This window comes from Bacteroidota bacterium, assembly GCA_036522515.1.
Lineage (GTDB): Bacteria > Bacteroidota > Ignavibacteria > UBA10030 > SZUA-254 > VBOC01.
This window is the reverse complement of sequence record DATDFQ010000043.1, coordinates 115312-136256: the sequence shown is the minus strand read 5'-3', so window position 1 is coordinate 136256 and position 20945 is coordinate 115312. Positions and strand designations below refer to the sequence as shown.

The following is a 20945-nucleotide window of genomic DNA, read 5'->3' as shown; positions in this document are numbered from 1 at the left end:
CCGACCATCCGGGCGCGTCTACTTGAGGACGATCTCTTTGCCTTTCTGAGCGGATTGATAGATGGCCTCCACCACTTTCATCCGCTGGACCGCCTCCTCCCCGGTGGAGATCACCTGATGGAGCCCCCGCGCCGCGCCGACGAAGTGCTTCAGCTCGTTCTCATAACTTCGCTTGTACAAATTCGCCGGGGTCTCCAGCTTCGCGGGAGTGACGTTCACGAGGTTCCCGTGCAACTGTTTGTGGATGCGGAGAGGGTTGATTTTTGCGCTCCCGTCGGATCCGAAGAAATCACAGAAGAAATAATCTTCCGCCGCCTGGAACGACCAGCTCACCTCCAGCATGATCGAGGTTCCGTACTTCATCTCGAGGAAGACCACGCACGAATCCTCCACGCTCTTCGTCTTGTGCATGTACATTTTCGCGGTGACCCGCTCGACCGGCGGGAAGCCGAGCATCCAGAGGACCAGGTCGAGCATGACGATGCCCAGATCCAGGAAGACTCCCCCTCCCGACTTGTCTTTCTGTGTGATCCAGGGATTTCCGGTCGAGAGCTTGCGGAGCCATCCCGCCTTGGCGTAAAAGATCTTGCCCAGCTCGCCCTTCTCGACGAAGCTCTTGAGGATCATCGTATCGGGCCTGAACCGGTTGTTCATCCCGACCATCAGGCTCCGCTTGGAAAGTTTTGCGGCTTCCGCCATCTGGACGGCCTCGCTGTAGCGCCGGGCGATCGGCTTCTCGACGAACACATCCTTTCCGGCCTGCAGAGCTGCCAGCGTGATGGGGAGATGGGCGTCGGTGCTGGTGCAGACGTCGATCGCCGCGAGATCCTCCTTCTCGAGCATTTGCTGGTAATCGTTGTAGTGCCGCGTGTACCCGAAGCGCTCGGCAATCATCCGGGCTCGCGATTTGTCCCTGTCGCAGACCGCGACGATTTCAACGTCTTCGAACTTGGAGAGGATCGGGAGGTGGAAGACCTGCGAGACCCAGCCTAATCCGACGATGCCGACACGTAGTTTTTCCATAGGAACCTGGGAAGCCTGGGGTTCGTGCTTTTGTTATGCGATGGTTTGGGCTGTGGTCTTCGGCGAAGAGGTTCTGAAAAAATCCTTCACGACGCTTGCGATGCCGGGGGCGTCGAGTTTGAGCATGGCATGGAGTTCCGCCGGAGTCCCGTGCTCGATGAATTCCCCCGGCACGCCGTGGATCATCACGTGCAGATCCCGGTGGTTCCCCCCGGCGATCGTCTCGAGGACCGCGCTGCCGAATCCTCCCTGGACGACATGGTCTTCCACCGTCAGGACGTAGGTGAACCGCCGGCAGATGTCGGCCAGAAGCGACGCGTCGATCGGTTTCACGAAGCGCATGTTGACGACCTCGGCGCTGATCCCGTCGTTTGCCAGGAGCTCGGCGGCCTTGATTGAGGGGGCGACCATATTTCCGATCGCGAGAATCGCGACGTCGCGCCCCGGCCTGACGACCTCGCCTTTTCCTATTTCCATCCTGTCGAAACCCGGTTTGAGGGGGATTCCGGTGCCGTTCCCCCGGGGATAGCGGATCGCGATGGGCCCTCCCGTGTACTGGACCGCCGTGAAGAGCATGTCCCGAAGCTCGCTTTCGTCCTTTGGCGACATCACAACCATGTCCTGGACGCACCGAAGGTACGCCAGGTCGAGAAGCCCGTGGTGGGTCGGTCCGTCCGATCCGACGAGTCCGGCACGATCGAGGCAAAAAACGACATGCAGATGCTGGATGGCCACGTCGTGGACGATCTGGTCGTAGGCCCGCTGCAGGAAGGTCGAATAAATCGCGACGATCGGGACGAACCCCTGCGTGGCGAGTCCGGCGGAAAACGTGACCGCGTGCTGCTCCGCGATTCCCACGTCGAAGAAACGGTCGGGCTGGGATTTCTGAAGCTGATCGAGCCCGGTGCCGTCTGGCATCGCAGCCGTCACGCCGACGATCTTCGGGTGCTGTGCCGCGAGCTCAACGACGGCGGAGCCGAACACTTTCGTGTAGCTCGGGGCGGTCTCGGGTTTCTTCGGGGAGATTCCGGTGATCTTGTCGAACGGCGTGACTCCGTGAAGGGCCTGCACGTCGTTCTCCGCCGGTTTGTAGCCCTTCCCTTTTCGCGTGATCGCATGGAGGAGAATCGGGCCCGGGAGATCCTTCAGATCCTGAAGGATTTTTACGAGCTGGACGATGTTGTGACCGTTGACGGGACCGAAGTATCTGAACCCAAGGGCTTCAAACAACATTCCGGGTGTGATGACGACTTTGATCCCCTCCTCGACGCGCGAGGCGATTTTCCGGAGCCGGTCGCCGATCGTATCGAGTTTTCCCGTCAGGTCCCAGACATTTGCCTTGAACCGGTTGTAGGAAGGATTGGCGATCAGTTCCGTAAAGTAATTGGAGAGCGCCCAGACATTCGGGGCGATCGACATGTTATTATCGTTCAGGATCACGATCATGTTCCGTTTCTGCAGCCCGGCGTTGTTCATCGCCTCATACGCCATGCCTCCGGTCATCGCTCCGTCGCCGACGACGGCAACCACCCTGAATTTTTCCTTCGCCAGGTCCCGGGCGACGGCGATTCCAAGCGCGGCCGACATGGCAGTGCTTGCGTGGCCCGCGCCGAACGTGTCGTAGACACTCTCGGATCTCCTCAGAAAACCGCTGATTCCGTCGAGCTGCCTGATCGTATGGAAGGCTTTCCTGCGGCCGGTGAGGATCTTGTGCGGATACGCCTGGTGCCCCACGTCCCAGAGAAGTTTGTCGTCGGGCGTGTTGAAGACGTAATGAAGCGCGACCGCGAGCTCGACTGCGCCGAGGCCTGCTCCCAGGTGGCCGCCCAGCTTCGAAATCTCGTCCACAAGGAACTCTCTCAGCTCGGAGCACAGCGCCTTCAGCTCGACCACTGTAAGGGTTCTCAGGTCGGCCGGCGATTCGATGCGGGACAGGTACTTGTAGGCGGGTTCCGGCAAGGGGCTTATTCTTCCAGTTTCTGGTCTGTCAGTTTGAACGTTCCGTCGATTTCTTTACCCAACCTCTTGAGCTTCACTTCAACCTGCTGAAGCTGCTCGAGGCACTTCCTGGAGAGGTCCACCCCCTCCTCGTACATCTTCATGACATCCTCGAGGTTTACCGAGCCCTCCTCAAGTGTTTCAACGATTTGCTGAAGGCGTTTGAGGGAATGCTCAAACGAAGGGGTCTTGCTCAAGTCTGCCCCATGGAATGTTCCTGGACTACGGCCGGGACCCGGCCGTCGTGGAAGGATAGGTCGATGACATCCGATTTCTTCAACTTCCGCACGCTGCCGATAATCTCTCCTCCCCGCCGGACGATCGCGTATCCCCGCCGGAGAATCAGATCGGGGTTCACGGAGCTGATCCGCTTGTCGAAGGAAGACCACTGCTCCCGTGAGAGGGTCAACCGATTCGTCACGACTCTGCTCAGCGTGCGCCTCAATTCGTCCGTCTGCTGGGAATACTGGCGGAGAAGGTCGAGAGGCCTGTTGAATGCATAGCTCCGCAAGATGCCCGTGATTTTTTCTCGCTCCGATCCAACGCGGTCAATCGCGTTCTGATTGATAGTATAGCAATAATTGCGCACAATTTCAACCATTTCGGTCCTCGTGGGGACGACAAGTTCGGCTGCTGCGGAGGGTGTCGGCGCGCGAAGATCGGCGACAAAATCGGCGATGGAGAAGTCGATCTCGTGCCCTACGGCGCTGATAACCGGAATCCTGGAATGATAAATGGCGTCCGCCACCGCCTCTTCGTTGAAGGCCCAGAGATCCTCCAGAGAGCCCCCTCCCCTCCCGACAATCAGCACATCGGCCCCTCCCCACTCGTTGAACGCCCGTATCGCCCCGGCGATCTCACCCGCCGCACCCGCTCCCTGCACACTTACAGGGTACAGGATCAATTCTGCGGAAGGCCATCGCCTTGATATGATCTTGACGATATCCTTGACCGCCGCGCCTCCCGGAGAAGTGACGAGGCCGATCCGCGCGGGAAAGCGGGGAATCGGTTTCTTCCTCCCCGGCTCAAAATACCCTTTTGCAGAGAGTTTCTGCTTCAATCTCTCGAACGCCATCTGGAGCTCGCCGGTTCCGAGCGGGAGCAGCTCCGCCACGTCGAGCTGGTAGACTCCCCGCACCTCGTAGACGGTGATCCTTCCGCGCGCAACGATTTTCATGCCGTCCCCGGGTGTGAACCTCAGGCTGCCGGCGCGGCTCCTCCAGAGAACCGCCTGGATTTGGGCATGCTCATCCTTGATCGTGAAATAGAGATGCCCGGAGGAATGGTGCTTGTAGTTGGAGATCTCCCCTTCCACGGCTGCGACGGGAAACCCCTGTTCGAGCGTACTCTTGATCTGACGGGTGAGCTCGCTCACCGTCACGATTTTTCTCTCGGCTTTCATGCGCCGGGAATATATTCAAATACAAGCCATGAATCAACTGGGTGCATTTCATTTTGTCATCCTGAGCGAAGCGAAGGATCTCGTTGGTCCGACTGACGAGATCCTTCGGTCGCTGCGCTCCCTCAGGATGACATATGTGGTGAAAGTGATGCACCACGAGGCGGTTGCCTTTCTTTCACTCTTTCTCTATATTCACGAGACTTTTCAAACTGGAACCCGGAGCTGATTATGCAACTGGATCTTCTCGCGATCGGAGCGCATCCCGATGACATTGAACTTTGCTGCGGCGGCACGGTGGCAAAGATGGCCAAGGCGGGTTATAAGGTCGGGATCGTCGACTTGACCGAGGGGGAGCTGGGGACGCGCGGCACCAGGTCGATCAGAGCCCGGGAGGCCCGCGCGGCGGCGAAGATCCTCGGTTGCGTCAGGGAAAACCTGCGCCTCCCCGACGGCAATATTGAGCTCACCGATGCCAACAGGTTAAAGCTCATCGGGCTCTACCGGAAGTACAGGCCGTCCATTCTTCTGATCCCCCACTTTGCCGAGCGGCATCCGGATCACGTCCGGTCTCACCATCTCTGCCGCGAGGCCTGGTTTTACGCCGGACTGCGGAAGATCGAGACGAGGATGGATGGCGTGAAGCAGGAGGCCTGGCGCCCGAACAATTATTTTCAGTACATGCAGTGGCAGGAGTTCGAGCCCTCATTCGCAGTCGACATCTCGGAAGTCTACGGTCAGCGGCTAAGAGCGATTAAGGCGCACAAATCCCAGTTCCATGATCCAAAATCGAAAGACCCTCAGACGATCCTGAGCCAGAAGGGCTTCCTCGAGATGCTCGAAGCCAGGGCGACCTACTATGGCTATCGAATCGGGACGAAATACGCGGAACCGTTTTACTCCGTCGAACTGATCGGAGTGGGCGACCCGTTCGGATTGAAGATGTTTAAAGGATAGTGAAGCTCGCTCCCACGGTCTCCCTTAGGCTCGCTCCCACGGTCTCCGTGGGAGCGTATATTGGGACGCTCCGCGTCACCGGCCGCGGAGCGGCCGAAATAAGCGTTCCCACGCAGAGCGTGGGAACGAGAATCGAGAGGCGGTCCAGATCACATCCGGAAAGGCGCTATTGACAATCGGCCTAGAATACGCTACCTTCAATTGACGCTATTGTTGCAGAAATGGAATCATTACTGGAGTAACTGCGTTAGAGTATCAGTGATTAAAATTCCGACATACAGGTTTTGCTCGCTCGTTCTGGCGGTCGTATTCTGCCTGTTTAACGTCGGACTTCCCGTCGTCTTCGCCGCGTGCCCGATGATGGGGCGGCTCTCTGAAATCCCCTCGTGCTGCGCTCAAAACCATGGGGCTGGTTCGACGACCGGCGGCGCCGCCCTCTCGACCAACTGCTGCAAGACGGTCTTCGCCGGCGAGCGGAACCGCACGGAATTTCTCGGCGAACGGCATGTGGCGCATCAATATGCCGCGGTCGCGTCAACGGTTGCGTCCCTCTTCATCCCGGCTTCACGGCTCGATCTGAGCCCGCCGGTCAGGTCTCTTGATCCCTCTCCTCCCTCGGAAGATATTCCCATCTTCACCGCTTCACTCCTGATCTAAGTTCCTCGCCCTGCCGCGCGGCAGGCTGTTCTCGACCGGGCCTTTCGCTTGTGCGGAATCCCCGAGCTCTTGTCGCCCCGTCATGGTCGTTATCGGGGCGGGTTGAAGACCATTTAGCGAGGAACGATGATGCGATACGCGCTTATTTTCATGACCCTGCTGGCGCCCGCCGGGGCGTTCGGCCAGGTGGATTCCGTGGTACTCGGAGATTCGTCCGTCCTCAATCTCTCGTTTCTGGTCGCCGAGGCGATGCTCAGAAACCCGGAGATCCAGGAGGCCCTCTCTCAGTGGGATGCGACCGAAGCGAAGGTACCCCAGGCCGGCGCCCTCCCCGATCCCGAGCTGAAATTCATGCAGGAAGAAATGCCCGGGTTCGTCTTCAACGAGGCGATGTATTCCCATCTCGAGCTCATGCAGAAGGTCCCCTTTCCGTCCAAGCTCTCCGCCAGGAGCGAGATCGCCTCGAAACTCGCCGAACATGCGCATCACGACCATCTTGAAAAAGTCAATGAGATCATCGCGAGGCTGAAGAAGGCGTACGATGAGCTCTGGTTCGTTCAACAGAGCATGGTCCTTGACCGGGAGCGCGGGCGCCTGACCGGCCAGATGAAATCGATCGCCCAGGTGCGGTACGGGGTCGGCGAGGCCTCGCAACAGGACGTCCTGAAGGCGCAGGTCGAGCAGACCATGATTTCGAACGAACTGATCACATTGAGGCAACAGGAGTTGAGCGCCAAGTCGATGCTGATGTCGATCCTCGATCGGAGCGAGGGCGACACGCTGGGCTTTGCGGTCATCCCGGAGGAATTCACTTTCGATGCGAATCTCGATTCCCTGATCGCACTCGCCATGCAAACGAGGCCGATGATCCTTCACGAGTCGCTCAAGGTCGACGAGCAGAACGTTCGCCTCAGCCTCGCACGGAGGGAATACCTCCCCGACTTTACATTCGGGTTGGACCGCGTCACTTCCCCCTCCTCGGGATTCAGGGGGTGGAGCGTGAGCGCGGGGATCACGCTTCCCTTCGTGCCGTGGACCCTCTCCAGGGTGAGCGCCGGAGTCGACGAGGCGGCGGCGATGGTCGACGGGTCGAAGGCGTCGTATCATGCGGCCCGTCTCATGGTGATCAACAATATCAAGAATCTCTACTACAAGGCGGAGAGTTACAAACGGCAGCTCGACCTCTACCGGCAGGCGGTGCTGCCGCAGGCGAGGCAATCGCTCGACCTCGGCCTTTCGTCGTACCAGACGGGAAAAACCGACTTCCTGATGCTGATCGATCAGTACAGGAGCTACGCGCAGTACACAAAAGAATATTTCATGATTCGAATGAACTTTGAGCAGACCCTCGCCGACCTTGAATTCGAGGCCGGGTCGGAATCGCTCCCGGGTTCAAAATAAGGAGCTTGCGATATGCGAACAAAACTGAGTCTTGCCCTGATGATCCTGCTCCTGGCCGGTGCCGCCGGTTGGTTTCTCTACCCCAAAATCTTTCCCGCGAAGCAGGACCGCGTTCCGGCCTCTGAGAGCGACAGCACCGGGTTCTCCTCCACGCAGAAAATCCGCCGGGATGAATACTACTGTCCCATGCACCCGCAAGTCGTCCGCGACAAGCCGGGCGCATGCGATATCTGCGGCATGACGCTCGTGAAGAGGGTCGTGGAGAGCTCTACGGGGCGCGAAAGCGCCACGGGAGTCAATCGGGTCGTCGTTTCGCCCTCCCGGCAGGTCCTGGCGCAGGTCGCCACGACGGTCGCGCGCCGGAAGCCGGGCCTGAAAACAATCCGGGCGGTGGGACGGATCGAGTATGCGGAGACCGGGTTCAGGCAGATCAGCGCCCGATTTCCGGGCAGAGTGGAGAAACTCTATGTGAGCTTCATAGGCGGGCAAATCCGCAAGGGCGATCCCGTCGCGGAGATGTACAGCCCTGAGGCGATCTCCGCTCAACAGGAGTATCTTCTCGCCTCGGATTCCTACGTCGAGGTGAAGGACGCGCCGGAGATGATCTCCGGCGGCGCGAAATCTCTTGCCGATCAGTCCCGCGAGAAGCTTGTCCAGTGGGGCTTTACGGAAGCGCAGATCGCCCGGCTCGAGAGCACAAAGTCGGTTCAGAATGTCGTCACGATCTACTCCCCCATCGGCGGGACGGTCATTAAGAAAAATACCGATCCCCAGCACTATGCGGCGGCGGGAGAGGACCTTTTCGATGTGGCCGATCTCTCCAGGGTCTGGATGGAAGCCGATTTCTATGAAGTTGAAATGAAGTGGCTCAAAGTCGGACAGGCGGTGACGGCTGCGAGCGACGCGTTCCCGGGGAGGGGATTCTCGGGGAAGGTGAGTTTTATCAGTCCGGTGGTCGACCCGGCCACCCGGACCGTCGCGGTTCGCGTCGAACTCGCTAATCCGGGAGAGCTGCTCAAGCCCGGGATGTATCTGAATGCCCGGGCAACCGTGCCGCTCTCTCCAGCCCTCCTTGTCCCAGCGACCGCGGTTCTCTCGACAGGGAATCGCACCGTCGTATGGGTTCAAACGGCGCCTGACCTCTTCGAGGCAAGGGAGGTCCGCCGGGGAGAACGGGTTGGCGATGACGTCCAGATTCTGGAAGGTCTCGAAGAAGGAGACCGGGTTGTGATTTCCGGGGGGTATCTCCTCGATTCGGAAAGCCAGTTGCAGGAAGCGACGCCGGCTTCATGAAGGCCGATTCCCTGACACACAAGGAGAAGAAAAAGCGATGAGGTACCGGACATGGTAAAGGATCCCGTTTGCGGGATGAATGTGGACGAGACGAAGGCGAAATACTCCTCCGTTTCGCCCGGCAAAACAGACTACTTCTGCTCCGCCGGCTGCAAGTCGCGATTCGAGGCAGATCCTTCAAGGTTCACCCGATCAGGGGCAGAATCGCCTCATGCGGGCCACGGTTCGGGCGCCGCCGCGCTCGAAACGGGCGGGTCGGGGTTCTTCTGTCCGATGCATCCTCACGTCAGATCCGGCGGTCCGGGAACATGCCCGGAGTGCGGAATGCGGCTTGAACCGGCCGGCGGGCGCGGCGGAGATTCCCATGCCGTGCGCGACTTCAGGAAACGTTTCTTCTTCTCGACCGGCCTGACCATCCCGCTCCTGCTCCTCTCCCCCATGATCCAGGATTGGCTGGGGCTGGGAGAGATCCTGCGGTTCGGGGGCGACTCCTACGTCCTGTTCGCGCTTTCGACGATCGTTTTCTTTTATGGCGGCATGCCGTTTCTCCAGGGACTTTACTACGAAGTGAAGGGAAAAAGGCCCGGGATGATGGCGTTGATCGGCCTGGCAATCGGTGTGGCGTACTGCTATAGCTCGTTCGTCGTCTTCGGCTTACACGGCTCCCTCTTTTTCTGGGAGCTCGCAACCCTGATCGATCTCATGCTCCTTGGACACTGGATCGAGATGAGATCGGTCATGGGCGCCTCCGGCGCCCTGGAGGAGCTGGCGAAGCTGATCCCCGCCCTGGCGCACAAAATCCTGCCCGATCGTTCGATCGTCGATGTGCCGACGGGCGAACTCTCGGCCGGAGACCGGGTGCTGGTGAGGTCCGGCGAGAAGATTCCGGCCGACGGAAAAGTGCTCGAAGGGGAAACCCTGGTGAACGAATCCCTCCTCACCGGCGAGTCGGCGCCGGTTCTGAGGAGAGAGGGATCCGAGGTGATCGGAGGGTCGCTGACGGGGGAAGGCTCGATCTCCGTCACGATTACGAAAACGGGCGAGGATTCATTTATCTCGCAGGTGATGCGGCTCGTCGACAGCGCACAGCAGAGCAAGTCGCGCACGCAGGACCTTGCCGACCGGGCGGCGCTCTGGCTTACATTCATCGCCGTCGGATCGGGCGCCGCGACGATGGCGGCGTGGCTGGGGCTCGAGGGAAGCGACTTTGCGTTCGCGCTCGAGAGGACGGTGACGGTCATGGTCATCACCTGCCCCCACGCTCTCGGGCTTGCGATCCCGCTCGTGGTTGCGGTCTCGACCGCCCTCTCGGCACGCAGGGGGTTGCTCCTGCGGAACAGGACGGCGTTCGAGAAGGCGCGAAACATCCAGGCCGTCATCTTCGACAAAACCGGGACGTTGACGGCGGGATCGTTCGGGATCACCGATGTGGTGCTCATCGACCCGGGCGCCGTGAAACAGGACCTGCTCGACGCCGCCGCGGCGGTCGAGTCCCGGTCGGAACACCCCATAGCGCGGGCGATCGCCGCCTCGGGCGCCGCGCGCCTCACGTCGAGCGGTTTTCGATCGACACCGGGCGAGGGGGCCGAAGCCCTGGTGAACGGACGCAGGGTACAGGTGGTCAGTTCCGCCTTCGTCAGATCGCACCACCCTTCCTCCACCGACGGGCGCGCGGAGAAGTTTCAGGCGGAAGGGAAGACAGTGGTCTATGTGCTGATCGATGGGAAGCCTGCGGCCGCCATCGCCCTCGCGGATATGGTTCGTCCCGAGTCCCGGCAGGCTGTTGCCGCCCTTCGCGGGCTCGGGATCCGGTGCCTGATGCTCACCGGAGACAACAAGCTTGTCGCCGAGAGGGTGGCCCGGGAAGTCGGAATCGAAGAGTATTTTGCCGAAGTACCCCCCCAGCGGAAGGCCTCCATCGTGAAGGAAGTCCAATCCCGCGGGCTCGTGGTCGCGATGGTGGGCGACGGGGTCAACGACGCTCCCGCCCTTGCGCAGGCGGATGTCGGCATGGCGATCGGAGCCGGGACCGGCATCGCCATCGAAACGGCGGACATCGTCCTGGTGAAGAGCAATCCTCTCGATGTCGCCGTTGTGGTGGTGCTGGCCCGGGCGACCTACAGGAAGATGGTGCAAAACCTGATCTGGGCCACGGGATATAATGCGCTGGCCATACCGCTTGCCGCGGGAGTCCTCTCTTCGTACGGGATCCTGCTCAGTCCCGCCCTCGGGGCGGTCCTGATGTCGGTGAGCACAGTCGTCGTCGCGCTGAATGCGAAGACCCTGGGAAGAAACCTGCCTCCTGTTGCCGGAAACATCCCGCGCATGCCGGCTGCGGAAGGGTCGCATCAACACGCATCCATGGGGAAAGTGAGCTAACATGATCGAAAAAATCATCGATTGGTCGGCCCGCAACAAATTTGCAGTCATACTGTTCTACTGCATATTGATCGGGTGGGGCGTCTGGTCGGTCTACCATACTCCCGTCGATGCGATCCCCGATCTCTCCGATAACCAGGTGATCGTCTTCACGCAATGGATGGGCCGGTCGCCGAAGATCATCGAAGACCAGATCACCTACCCCCTGGTGAGCAACCTGCAGGGACTTCCGAGCGTGAAGGCCGTCAGGGCGCAATCGATGTTCGGGATGTCGTTCATCTATATCATCTTCGAGGACAACACCGACATCTACTGGGCCCGGAGCCGCGTGCTCGAAAAGCTCAGCTATGCCGCCTCCTCCCTTCCCGCCGGCGTGATCCCGACGCTGGGGCCGGACGGCACGGGCGTGGGGCACGTCTTATGGTACACGGTCGAGGGAAAAGAGTCCGATCTTGGCGAGCTCCGCGCAATCCAGGACTGGTATGTGCGCTATCAGTTGAATTCCGTCCCGGGAGTTGCGGAGATCGCAAGCGTGGGGGGATTTGTCAAGCAGTACCAGGTCGACCTCGATCCGAACAAGCTGGTGGCAGCCGACGTCGACGTGAAGATGGTCGTTGAGGCGATCACGAACTCCAACCGGGATGTCGGCGGAAAAATCATCGAATCGAACGAGAGCCAGATGTACGTCCGGGGTCTCGGGTACATCCGTTCGGTCAAGGAGATCGAAACGATCCCGGTGGGTACCGGCCCGGGGGGCGTGCCGGTGACGATCGGAAGCCTCGGGACGGTCCAGATGGGAAATGACCTTCGGCTCGGCCTCCTGGACAAAAACGGGGAGGGAGAGACCGTCGGGGGGATTGTCGTGATGCGCTACGGGGAGAACGCGAAGGACGTCATCGACCGCGTCAAAGTCAAGATCGCCGAGATTCAGAAAGGCCTCCCTTCCGGAGTCGAGATCAAGACCGCGTACGACCGGTCGGACCTCATCGACCAATCGATCGACACCCTCCGGCACGCGCTCGTCGAGGAAGCCCTGATCGTGAGCCTCATCGTCATGATTTTCATTTTTCACGTCCGGAGCGCGCTCAGGATCCTCATCGAAATGCCGGTGTCTGTCCTGATCGCCTTCATCCTCATGAAGCAGTTCGGGATCACCTCGAACATCATGAGCCTGGGCGGCCTGGCGATCGCTATCGGCGTGCTCGTCGATTCGTCGATCGTGCTTGTCGAAAACGCCTACCGGAATATCGCCCAGGCGCAGTCGCAGGGGGGCCCCGTGGACTACACCGAGGTCTCGATACGTTCGGCGCAGCAGGTCGGACGGGCCATCTTCTTTTCGCTCGCGATCATCGTCGTTTCTTTCCTGCCCGTTTTCATGCTGGAAGGACAGGAAGGGAAGCTCTTCCACCCCCTCGCGTGGACGAAGACCTTTGCCCTCGCCGCCTCGGCGATCATTTCGATCACGCTCGTTCCCATGCTGATGACGATGCTGATGCGGGGAAAATTCCGCCCCGAAGAACAGAACCCGGTCTCCCGGATCCTGATGCGCCTGTACGAACCGGTGCTCAGGAAGGCGCTCAAGTACCGGAAAACGACGCTCGCCGTCAACGCGATCGCGCTTCTGATCGCAATCCCGATGCTCCTGAGCATCGGCTCCGAGTTTATGCCCCCTCTCGACGAGGGAAGCCTCCTCTTCATGCCGGTCGCCCTCCCGAACGTTTCGATTACCGAAGCGAAACGGATCCTCCAGGTACAGGATAAGATCATCGCGGGCTTCCCCGAAGTGAAACAGGTCCTCGGCAAGGTGGGCCGCGCGGAGACCTCCACCGACCCCGCCCCGGTCAACATGATCGAGACGATCATCCTGCTCAAGCCGAGGGCCGAGTGGCGCAAAGGGTTGACCAAGAACGACATCATCGAGCAGCTCGACAGCCAGCTCCAGATTCCCGGCGTGCGGAACGGGTGGACACAACCGATCATCAACCGCATCAACATGCTCTCCACCGGTGTGAGGACCGATCTCGGCGTGAAAGTCTTCGGAGACAATCTCGACACGCTGGAGCGCCTGGCCATCGAGGCCGAGCGCGTCCTGAAGGAAGTGTCCGGAGCGGCGGATCTGTACGCCGAGCGTGTCACCGGGGGCGAGTTCCTCGATATCGACGTCAAACCCGGGGCAGTGGCGCGCTACGGCATCAACGCCGGCGCCGTTCTCGACTTCATCGAGGGCGCGATCGGCGGGGAGAATATCTCCACCACAGTGGAGGGAAGGCGCCGGTTCCCGATCCGGGTCCGCTTTGCGAAGGACTTTCGCGATAACCCGGACGCGCTGGGAAAATTGCTCGTGCCGGTCCCGCGGCCGGGGAGCGGGATGGCTGGAGCGTCTGCCGGCGAAAGCCTTCGAAAATACGCCTACGTTCCCCTCGCGCAGCTTGCCGACATCCGACAGATGCCGGGACCCCCGATGATCAACAGTGAAAACAGCCTGCTCCGGTCAATCGTTTATCTCAATGTCAGGGGAAGGGATATGGGAGGGTTCGTTTCCGACGCGAAAACCGCGCTCGAACAAAAGATGAAGCTCCCGCCTGGCTACTATCTCTCCTGGAGCGGACAGTATGAAAATCAAATCAGGGCGAAGAGACGCATAGAACTTGTGCTGCCCATCGTCTTTATCGTGATCTTTCTCATGCTTTACTTCACGTTCAGGTCGTTCCTGGAGGCCTCGATGGTCATGCTCTCGGTCCCCTTTGCGCTCATCGGAGGAGTCTATCTGATCTACTTTCTTGGATATAACCTGAGTGTGGCGGTCTGGATAGGATTCATCGCGCTCTATGGCGTGGCGGTGGAAACGGGGGTCGTGATGGTCATTTATCTCCACGAGGCGCTCGACCGGCGGTTGGCAACCGGCATGCTCCGGCATGAAGATATCATTCAGGCGACGGTTGACGGGGCCGTTCTGAGACTCCGGCCGAAGCTCATGACCGTCGCGACGAATATCCTGGGATTGATGCCGATCATGTGGAGCACCGGAGCCGGATCCGACGTGATGAAGCCGATTGCAGCCCCCATGGTTGGAGGAATCCTTACTTCGGCGATCCATGTTCTCCTTGTCACGCCGGTAATTTTTTCTCTCATGAAGGAAGCGGCTTTGAGGAGAGGAACGCTGAAGAGTTCCGCCATAGACCGCGTTAATGCCGCCGGATAACCGGTAGGCGCGGCCTTTAGGCCGCGTTGATGTCGTCAGCTAATCGGTAGGCGCGGCCTTTAGGCCGCGTTCATCAGCCAAATAGACGGTAGCCGCGGCCTTTAGGCCGCGGTCTTTAATCTTCCATAACAACAGGAGTTACCATGATGAGATACATCCCTTTTATCGCCGTTTTATTACTGATGGGAACCACCCCCCTCCCGCAGATTCAGAAATCTCCCTACGCCGGGCAGGAGATGAGGCCAATCAAATCTCTCTCCCAGGACGAAATTCAATCGTACGAGAATGGCGAGGGGATGGGTCTTGCCAAAGCGGCAGAGCTGAACAGGTACCCCGGGCCGAAACATGTACTTGATATGGCAGCGGAGTTGAATTTAAATCAGGAGCAGAAAGCGATGACACAGAAAGCATTTGAAGAGATGCACAAGAAGGCGGTTCGAGTAGGAAGAGAGCTCGTCGAAACCGAGCGCGAGCTGGACAAGGAATTTGCATCCGGGACCATCAATACAAACCGGCTCGACTCACTGACGGCCCATATCGGCGAACTCCAGGGGAGGCTTCGCGCGACTCACCTCAGGGCACATCTTGCGGAAAAAGAGATCCTCACCGCAGGGCAGGTCAATAAGTACATCGATCTCCGGGGTTATGGAACGCCGGAGCACCCCCACGAACACATGCATCATTGATCCCCCGAATGCCATCCTGAGGGAGCTTGGCGACCGGTTTCAGTCTGAGCGTAACGCTTGGAAGGAGCAGACGAATTCGATCTTCTTATTTCAGTCCGCGAGTAATTAATGAAGCTTTTTGATTTACGTCCCAGTCGACAGATGCGACATTTTTTACGAACGGTCTGCTCACAACTGCTTTTACAAGTTCAGAATGCATGAAGTCTTCCATTGCAGTCTTGTTTTCCCACAAATAGAAGCCGCCAAACGTATTCTTATCTATGTCTGCCAACCAAACCTTTGAGATAAGACCTTTCACATTTGCTAAAACGGGAGCGTCCGGTTCAACCATTTGTTTCAAATATTCCGCCTGGGTGATATCGCTTAATTGATAGGTGATCAGTTGTGCGCGCATAATCATATCATAATAGTGAATAATGCTGGAAAAGTAAGTTTTTCGGACAAAATAAGCAAACGCAGTGGCCGGATCATGACGGTGTTCGCGTGGCCCGACGAAGATCACAATGGCATGGCCCTCGAACAGAATCGATAGAATCAAAGGAAAGCGGGTAAACCGTGCCCTTCCGGCGGGTACCCCCTACCGGGGATCACACACAAAAAAAAATCCTTGCTTTTGTAACTAATTCCTGTAAATTCTTGTTATAGAACGTATCAGCATTCATCCATTAACCATTCACTACGTGTAAGGGTCTCAGCCATGAATTATCGCGTGATAGTCGGTTGTTGTGTGGCCGTTCTCCTCTCCCTCTCGCTTGCTTTCGGGCGCGGCGACGACGGTAAGAAGTGTCCGGCCGGTTCGACCGCATCGTGCTGCGCACACGGCACCAAGGCATCGTTATCTACCGCTTCAAAGAGCGATAAAGATGCTGTCATCGTCCCCGTGAGCGACAAGGGTGTCGCACAGGCTTCCGGGAAAGAATGCGCGATGAAGGGCGTGAAGGATGCCGCAAACTGCACCGCGGCCGAGAAGGCCAATTGCGATATGTCGAAGGCGAGCATGACGAAGGCCGGAACGAAGGCCGATTGCTGCGCGGGCAAGGCGAAGGGCGCGAAAGCGAGCAACTCCGTGAAGAAGACGGGCGCCAAGATCGTCGAAGCAAAGGGAACGAACTAAGCACGATCGAGATTCAGCGAAGCCGTCCCCGCTTTTCCGGGACGGCTTTTTTATTTCACCGATGAGGATTGAATGATCCCTCCCTCAGCTGCCGCCCCACACACCGCATGAGCGGCCTCCAATTCTGCCCGAATTGCGGTTCCAGGTTGAAGGACGCAGCTCAGTTTTGCTCCTCGTGCGGAAGGAAACTATCCCCCGGGGCCCCGTCCGCGGACGCGCCGGCGCCTGCCGGACAGCCTGCTCCCCCTCCCGCCAAAAAAGTAATGACCCGGAAGGCAAGGGTCCTTTACTCGGTGCTTGCCCTTCTCCTCTTTGCGTTCTTCCTGTTGACGTTCGCAAAGCACCTCCCCGGAGGTGAACATCCGGTGATTGCGGCGCAGCCCGAGGTGGAGATGGCCTCTGCAAAGCCGGACCAGGTGCTCAAGCCCGAGCCGATCACCCCCGAGATCGGAAACGGGAAGATCAGTTTTCCGGTTTCTCTTCTGCTCGAAAAAAGAATGGTCGGGTTCGAATACGAAGCGGCCGGGGTGACTCTCCCGCTGATCGCCTTCATCACGGGCGAAGGGAAAGTCGTTACCGCCGTCGCGATCTGCGAGCCGTGCAACTCTCACACCTTCCGTATCGAGGGGGATGAACTTGCCTGCGGGAACTGCGAAACCCGGTGGAAGCTGAATAACCTCGAAGGGATCCAGGGCTCATGCCAGAAATATCCGCCGGCGCCGGTCGCGAGCGCCATTGTCGGCAACCAGGTTCAGATCGAAGAGAAGTTGCTCAAAAACTGGAAACTGAGAATCTAACGAATCCGTTTAAAGAGGGATGACACCATGAAACACCACCTGCTATTCCTTGTCGCGCTCAGTCTTGTCTTCTCCGCGTGCCGTCCGAAACAGCCGCTGGAAACCGCCACGATCAAAGCAAATTCGATGGTGTGCGGGACTTGCGCAAAAACAATCGAGAAGGCGGTCTACGCCGTGGAGGGAGTGAAAGAAGTGAACGTGGACGTCAAGGAGAAGATGGTGGAGGTGAAATTCGTGGCTCTGCAGACGAATGTCCAAACGATCGAATCGGCGATCTCCGAAGCGGGGTACGACGCCAACGGCCGGAAAAGAAATCCGGACGCATACGAGAAACTGCCGGCATGCTGTAAAATCGACGGCTGACAGGTTCCAAGAAATAATTTGGGATGACGCCGCCCCACCCCGCGTCAGCTCTTCTCCCTTGCCTCCTCCACCCTTCTGATGATCGTGAGGACGAAGCCCACGATGAGAGTCACCGTCCCCATCCAGACCAGGTTGATGAACGGCTTTACGCTCGCCTCGATGATGAGTGTCTCGGCCTGATCCTTTTTCTTCGACGCCCCCCGGTCGTTCACCCCGATCTCCACGCTCGATTGCGACGGGTCCTCCCGGTTCGGTTGGAGCTTTACGATCGTGAACCCGACGGACGTTCCGGCCGGAGTGGCGGGGATGTAGGAAATCGAGCCCCCTGAATTCTTCATCAGCGGTTTGAGCGTCTCCGTCTTTTCCCCGCGCGTCACCTCGAGAATCACCCCGATCGTGAACTCCCCCCCGGTGACCATCTTTCCCTTCTCCATCGAGCTGAAGTCGAAATCGACGAACCTGACCTTCATTCCGGCCACGTCGCGGGCCTCTCCCTTTTTAAATAGAACGGTCTGCTCCTTCCCGCTTCCGCCCGCCTCGATGGAGAGCGGGGAAAGGTAGAGGTCGCGTGTGTACATGTTCAGGATATCGGGATTGCGCATCATGCTGTTGGTGAAGGAACTGTACCTGATCACGGGCGTCACGGTGTAGGTCTGGTCGCCCCGGTCCACCTGCACGGTGAATCCATAGCGTTCCGCATCCAGAGGGTGGTTTCCGAGGTACGTCAGCTTGTATCCACCCAGCACATCCACCGGTTTTCCCTGCTCGAGAGAGACCGTCTGTTTATCGTCGTACCTCGAGCTTGCCACAAATCCGAGGAAGAGCAGCGCCAGTCCGATGTGCGCGATCGCCCCGCCCGCATATTTCGGGTTTCCCCGGAAGATGCGGTAGCCGACAAACAGGTTCACGAAGAGGGCAAAGGCCGAGGCGAACGAGAAGAGAAGGAACGGCGGGTCGTGCATTCCCGCGAACCAGAGGACGATCCCGAAGACGACGGCGGAAAGGAGCGGATAGAGGAGGCCTGCGAGAAGCGTCTTGAGGCTGGAGTTCCTCCACCAGAGCAGCTGGCCGATCCCCGCCAGGAGCGCGACCACGATCCCGAGGGGAAGAATCGTCTTCACGTAGAACGACGTGTCCACGGCGGCCGGCCTCCCCTTGATAATCCCCGTGATGATCGGGGAAGATGTTCCGATCGTGATGAAGATGGCGGCGAAACAGATCGTGAACGCGCCGAGGTAGAGCGCGAACTCCCTGGAGAAGATGCTGTGCTCGACCGGCACCTTCGGCATCTCTTTCATGCGCCTCACGAGGAGCCCGAATCCGAAGATTCCGAAGAGGAAAATGACCCCCAGGAGCATCCAGTAGGCCCACATGCCGGCATCCACGAAGGAGTGAACCGAGGTTTCGCCCAGGACCCCGCTCCGGGTGAGAAATGTGCTGTAGAGAACCATGACGAAGCAGAGAATGGCGAGCGCAAAGTTGGTCCGTACGAATGTCCCGGAGCGCCTCTGGGCCATCATCGTGTGGATCGAAGCGATCGCAACGAGCCACGGAATGAGAGACGAGTTCTCGACAGGGTCCCAGCCCCAGTATCCCCCCCAGCCCAGGGTTTCGTACGCCCAATACCCGCCCAGGATGATTCCGGTTCCGAGAACCGCCGCGCCGAATACGATCCAGGGCTTCGCAATCCGGATCCAGGTCTGGTAGTCCCTCCGGAGGAGCCCGGCGACCGCGAATGTGAACGGGACCGCCATCGTCGAGAATCCGGTGAACAGAATCTGGGGATGGATCACCATCCAGTAGTTTTGGAGCAGCGGGTTCAACCCTCTCCCCTCCACCGGGAATTGCGCCCAGAGCCCCTTCGCCCTGTCGAGCCACACGAAATTGGCGGCGTCGGCGGGGACCGGTCCCGTATGAACCAGGTCCTTCGGAAAATTCTCCCAGATCATCGCGAACGGGTTCTTCACGATCAGCATGAGCAGGAGGAACGACACGATCATCGTCCACACGAACATCACCTCCGGCTCATAATTCTTCCGCGAGGTGTATTGCATGAGAATCACACCGATAATCGACACGTAAAGGGTCCAGAGAGAGAAACTCCCCTCCTGGCCCGCATAGAACGTCGAGATCAGGAGCGGGGTCGGAAGGTCGGTGGAGCTGTAGTTCCAGACATACGCGTATTGGAACTGGTGGGTAAGAATGAAATAGATGAGGAGCGCGCAGAAGCTCATGACGACAAGCACCGCCGCGTGATAGGCATAGCGCGCGACCTGGAGGGCGCGCTGGTCATGGCGCCGCATCGTGAGATAGTACGAAACGAGCGAAAGGAGCATCGAGAGGAAGGCGGCTTTGACCAGAAGGCTCCCGATCACGACCCGATTCCTTCGCCGAACAATCTCCCCGCAGCCAGGCCCGGCGTCACAGCGTCTTTTTCACGGTTGCCGCATCCCCCTCGTACTTCGACGGGCACTTGGTGAGGATGTCGCTCGCGTGAAAGACCCCTTCTTCGTACCGCCCTTTCACCACAATGGCGTTCGCAATCTCGAAGTTATTGGGCTTCGCGCCGTCATAGACGACCGGCATTTCCTTTCCCTGATCGTCCTTCATGGAGAAAAGGAACTTCCCGGTGGAGGCGTCGAAGGTCGATTCCTTTTCCTTCAGCCACTCCCCCTTTACCTGCACCTTCTTGTGGGAAGAGACAGCCGACTGGAAGTCGGTGTACTCCACGTTCGTCTCGACGAAGGAGATTGCCCCGAAGACGAGCGCCCCCACGATCACGATCGATCCGATCAAGATTTTTATTTTCATGCTCTAACCCCGCTTGTTGGTGCGCTGCTCAAGGGCCGACAGCTTCCTGTCCAGCCTGAGAAGATAGAGGAAAATGCCCAACCAGCAAATCAGGACGATGGTCAGGACGATGTACAACGAGTTCTGTTGCAGAAAATCGTACAATCAGGTACCCTCGCTTTCGGAAAGAGAGTCAAGCCGCGCCGCCCGCACCCGCATCCCCATCATCCAGAAAAACAGGACGGTAAACCCCGCCAGAGAACAGAGGAAGACCGCCAGCATCGAGGCGTTCATATGTATTTTTCCCTCGGCGTTCACGATCGGTTCGGGGTGCAGGCTGGCGACGATTCTCGGCATGATGAAAATAAAAAACGGGGCGACGGCGCCGGCGATAATCGCGTAGGCGGCCGAAAGGGTGGCCCGCTTCTCCTCGGCGTCGATCGCCGACCGGAGCGCAAAGTAGGCGCCGTAAATCAACAGGAGGACGAAGATCGAAGTCTCGCGCGGGTCCCAGTTCCAGAAAGAGCCCCAGTTGAACTTCGCCCAGAGCGAGCCCGTCACGGTGGCAAGAATGCAAAAAAGGAGCCCGAGGCCCGCGGAGGAGGCTGACTTCAAATCGTCGTCGGGGTTCCGGCGGACAAGGTATTTGATGCCGTAGAGGAGCGAGACCACGAATCCGATCACCGCCGTCCACGACATCGGCACGTGGAAGAAGAGAATTCTGGCCTTGTCTTCGAGCCCGGGAATAATGGGGAATTCGTACCACCGCTCCGGATGCGGAACGATCGGGAACGCGAGCGCGGTGACGATCACAGCGGTGAGCCAGACCCCGAGAAACAACTTTAAGAACATCGACCTCACAAGTTGGCCGTTAAAAGGATAACCA

Annotated in this window: 19 protein-coding genes; 10 read left to right on the top strand and 9 right to left on the bottom strand. The window is 58.9% G+C overall.

All coding sequences use genetic code 11. From position 1 onward, the window contains the following. Positions 1–18: 18 nt before the first annotated feature. From VI215_06910 to xseA, 4 genes are read right to left on the bottom strand one after another with little or no spacing between them, the layout of a single operon-like run. Positions 19–1023 (bottom strand): Gfo/Idh/MocA family oxidoreductase, encoded by a 1005-nt coding sequence (locus tag VI215_06910; GenBank protein ID HEY6192044.1) that lies wholly within the window; start codon positions 1021–1023, stop codon positions 19–21. 33 nt (positions 1024–1056) lie between these two features. Further along, positions 1057–2982, bottom strand: coding sequence for a 1-deoxy-D-xylulose-5-phosphate synthase (gene dxs / locus VI215_06905; GenBank protein HEY6192043.1), 1926 nt, complete (start codon positions 2980–2982; stop codon positions 1057–1059). A 5-nt stretch (positions 2983–2987) separates the two neighbouring features. Further along, a complete protein-coding gene (gene xseB / locus VI215_06900; protein ID HEY6192042.1) occupies positions 2988–3218 on the bottom strand; it encodes an exodeoxyribonuclease VII small subunit in 231 nt (76 codons plus the stop codon). Next, on the bottom strand, positions 3215–4423 hold the full coding sequence (gene xseA, locus VI215_06895; GenBank protein HEY6192041.1) for an exodeoxyribonuclease VII large subunit: 1209 nt from the start codon (positions 4421–4423) through the stop codon (positions 3215–3217). Before xseA ends, xseB begins: the two co-directional genes overlap by 4 nt. A gap of 228 nt (positions 4424–4651) precedes the next feature. On the opposite strand from xseA, the gene bshB1 reads away from it, so the two are divergent. The 7 genes from bshB1 (at position 4652) to VI215_06860 (ending at position 14995) form a co-directional block, all read left to right on the top strand. Next, on the top strand, positions 4652–5377 hold the full coding sequence (gene bshB1, locus VI215_06890; GenBank protein ID HEY6192040.1) for a bacillithiol biosynthesis deacetylase BshB1: 726 nt from the start codon (positions 4652–4654) through the stop codon (positions 5375–5377). Positions 5378–5635: 258 nt separating this feature from the next. Further along, positions 5636–6034, top strand: coding sequence for a hypothetical protein (locus tag VI215_06885; protein HEY6192039.1), 399 nt, complete (start codon positions 5636–5638; stop codon positions 6032–6034). 129 nt (positions 6035–6163) lie between these two features. After that, complete coding sequence (locus VI215_06880; protein ID HEY6192038.1) at positions 6164–7435, top strand: TolC family protein; 1272 nt, start codon at positions 6164–6166, stop codon at positions 7433–7435. 12 nt (positions 7436–7447) lie between these two features. Continuing rightward, the gene (locus tag VI215_06875; protein ID HEY6192037.1) at positions 7448–8728 is read left to right on the top strand and encodes an efflux RND transporter periplasmic adaptor subunit; all 1281 of its coding nucleotides are present in this window, start codon (positions 7448–7450) and stop codon (positions 8726–8728) included. A gap of 51 nt (positions 8729–8779) precedes the next feature. Beyond that, positions 8780–11107 (top strand): copper-translocating P-type ATPase, encoded by a 2328-nt coding sequence (locus VI215_06870; GenBank protein ID HEY6192036.1) that lies wholly within the window; start codon positions 8780–8782, stop codon positions 11105–11107. Between the two features lies 1 nt (position 11108). Beyond that, positions 11109–14309: a CusA/CzcA family heavy metal efflux RND transporter gene (locus VI215_06865; GenBank protein HEY6192035.1), complete on the top strand. Its 3201-nt coding sequence runs from the start codon at positions 11109–11111 to the stop codon at positions 14307–14309. Between the two features lie 143 nt (positions 14310–14452). Beyond that, the gene (locus VI215_06860) at positions 14453–14995 is read left to right on the top strand and encodes a hypothetical protein (protein ID HEY6192034.1); all 543 of its coding nucleotides are present in this window, start codon (positions 14453–14455) and stop codon (positions 14993–14995) included. Positions 14996–15080: 85 nt separating this feature from the next. On the opposite strand, the gene VI215_06855 is transcribed toward VI215_06860, so the two are convergent. Beyond that, positions 15081–15389, bottom strand: a complete 309-nt coding sequence (locus VI215_06855; protein ID HEY6192033.1) for a YdhR family protein — start codon at positions 15387–15389, stop codon at positions 15081–15083. A 303-nt stretch (positions 15390–15692) separates the two neighbouring features. On the opposite strand from VI215_06855, the gene VI215_06850 reads away from it, so the two are divergent. The 3 genes from VI215_06850 (at position 15693) to VI215_06840 (ending at position 17269) form a co-directional block, all read left to right on the top strand. Beyond that, positions 15693–16109 carry a hypothetical protein gene (locus tag VI215_06850; GenBank protein ID HEY6192032.1) on the top strand — a complete coding sequence of 139 codons (417 nt, stop codon included), beginning with the start codon at positions 15693–15695 and terminating at the stop codon, positions 16107–16109. A gap of 263 nt (positions 16110–16372) precedes the next feature. Then, positions 16373–16906, top strand: coding sequence for a Fe-S-containing protein (locus VI215_06845; protein ID HEY6192031.1), 534 nt, complete (start codon positions 16373–16375; stop codon positions 16904–16906). Positions 16907–16933: 27 nt separating this feature from the next. After that, entirely contained in the window at positions 16934–17269 is a 336-nt protein-coding gene (locus VI215_06840) for a heavy-metal-associated domain-containing protein (GenBank protein ID HEY6192030.1), read from the top strand. 44 nt (positions 17270–17313) lie between these two features. On the opposite strand, the gene ccsA (VI215_06835) is transcribed toward VI215_06840, so the two are convergent. Genes ccsA (VI215_06835) through ccsA (VI215_06820) form a run of 4 tightly spaced genes read right to left on the bottom strand, consistent with a single transcriptional unit; the run spans position 17314 to position 20911 of the window. After that, positions 17314–19644: a cytochrome c biogenesis protein CcsA gene (gene ccsA, locus VI215_06835; protein HEY6192029.1), complete on the bottom strand. Its 2331-nt coding sequence runs from the start codon at positions 19642–19644 to the stop codon at positions 17314–17316. A gap of 46 nt (positions 19645–19690) precedes the next feature. Further along, complete coding sequence (locus VI215_06830) at positions 19691–20080, bottom strand: cytochrome c maturation protein CcmE (protein ID HEY6192028.1); 390 nt, start codon at positions 20078–20080, stop codon at positions 19691–19693. A 3-nt stretch (positions 20081–20083) separates the two neighbouring features. Then, positions 20084–20224 carry a CcmD family protein gene (locus tag VI215_06825; GenBank protein HEY6192027.1) on the bottom strand — a complete coding sequence of 47 codons (141 nt, stop codon included), beginning with the start codon at positions 20222–20224 and terminating at the stop codon, positions 20084–20086. Then, complete coding sequence (gene ccsA / locus VI215_06820) at positions 20225–20911, bottom strand: cytochrome c biogenesis protein CcsA (GenBank protein ID HEY6192026.1); 687 nt, start codon at positions 20909–20911, stop codon at positions 20225–20227. Positions 20912–20945 lie beyond the last annotated feature (34 nt).

Coding starts and splice junctions, on each gene's coding strand:
- VI215_06845 (HEY6192031.1), top strand. CDS start 16,373: ATGACCCGGAAGGCAAGGGTCCTTTACTCGGTGCTTGCCCTTCTCCTC.
- VI215_06860 (HEY6192034.1), top strand. CDS start 14,453: ATGATGAGATACATCCCTTTTATCGCCGTTTTATTACTGATGGGAACC.
- VI215_06840 (HEY6192030.1), top strand. CDS start 16,934: ATGAAACACCACCTGCTATTCCTTGTCGCGCTCAGTCTTGTCTTCTCC.
- VI215_06910 (HEY6192044.1), bottom strand. CDS start 1,023: ATGGAAAAACTACGTGTCGGCATCGTCGGATTAGGCTGGGTCTCGCAG.
- VI215_06880 (HEY6192038.1), top strand. CDS start 6,164: ATGCGATACGCGCTTATTTTCATGACCCTGCTGGCGCCCGCCGGGGCG.
- VI215_06855 (HEY6192033.1), bottom strand. CDS start 15,389: ATGCGCGCACAACTGATCACCTATCAATTAAGCGATATCACCCAGGCG.
- bshB1 (HEY6192040.1), top strand. CDS start 4,652: ATGCAACTGGATCTTCTCGCGATCGGAGCGCATCCCGATGACATTGAA.
- VI215_06875 (HEY6192037.1), top strand. CDS start 7,448: ATGCGAACAAAACTGAGTCTTGCCCTGATGATCCTGCTCCTGGCCGGT.
- VI215_06865 (HEY6192035.1), top strand. CDS start 11,109: ATGATCGAAAAAATCATCGATTGGTCGGCCCGCAACAAATTTGCAGTC.
- VI215_06850 (HEY6192032.1), top strand. CDS start 15,693: ATGAATTATCGCGTGATAGTCGGTTGTTGTGTGGCCGTTCTCCTCTCC.
- ccsA (HEY6192026.1), bottom strand. CDS start 20,911: ATGTTCTTAAAGTTGTTTCTCGGGGTCTGGCTCACCGCTGTGATCGTC.
- VI215_06870 (HEY6192036.1), top strand. CDS start 8,780: ATGGTAAAGGATCCCGTTTGCGGGATGAATGTGGACGAGACGAAGGCG.
- xseA (HEY6192041.1), bottom strand. CDS start 4,423: ATGAAAGCCGAGAGAAAAATCGTGACGGTGAGCGAGCTCACCCGTCAG.
- VI215_06830 (HEY6192028.1), bottom strand. CDS start 20,080: ATGAAAATAAAAATCTTGATCGGATCGATCGTGATCGTGGGGGCGCTC.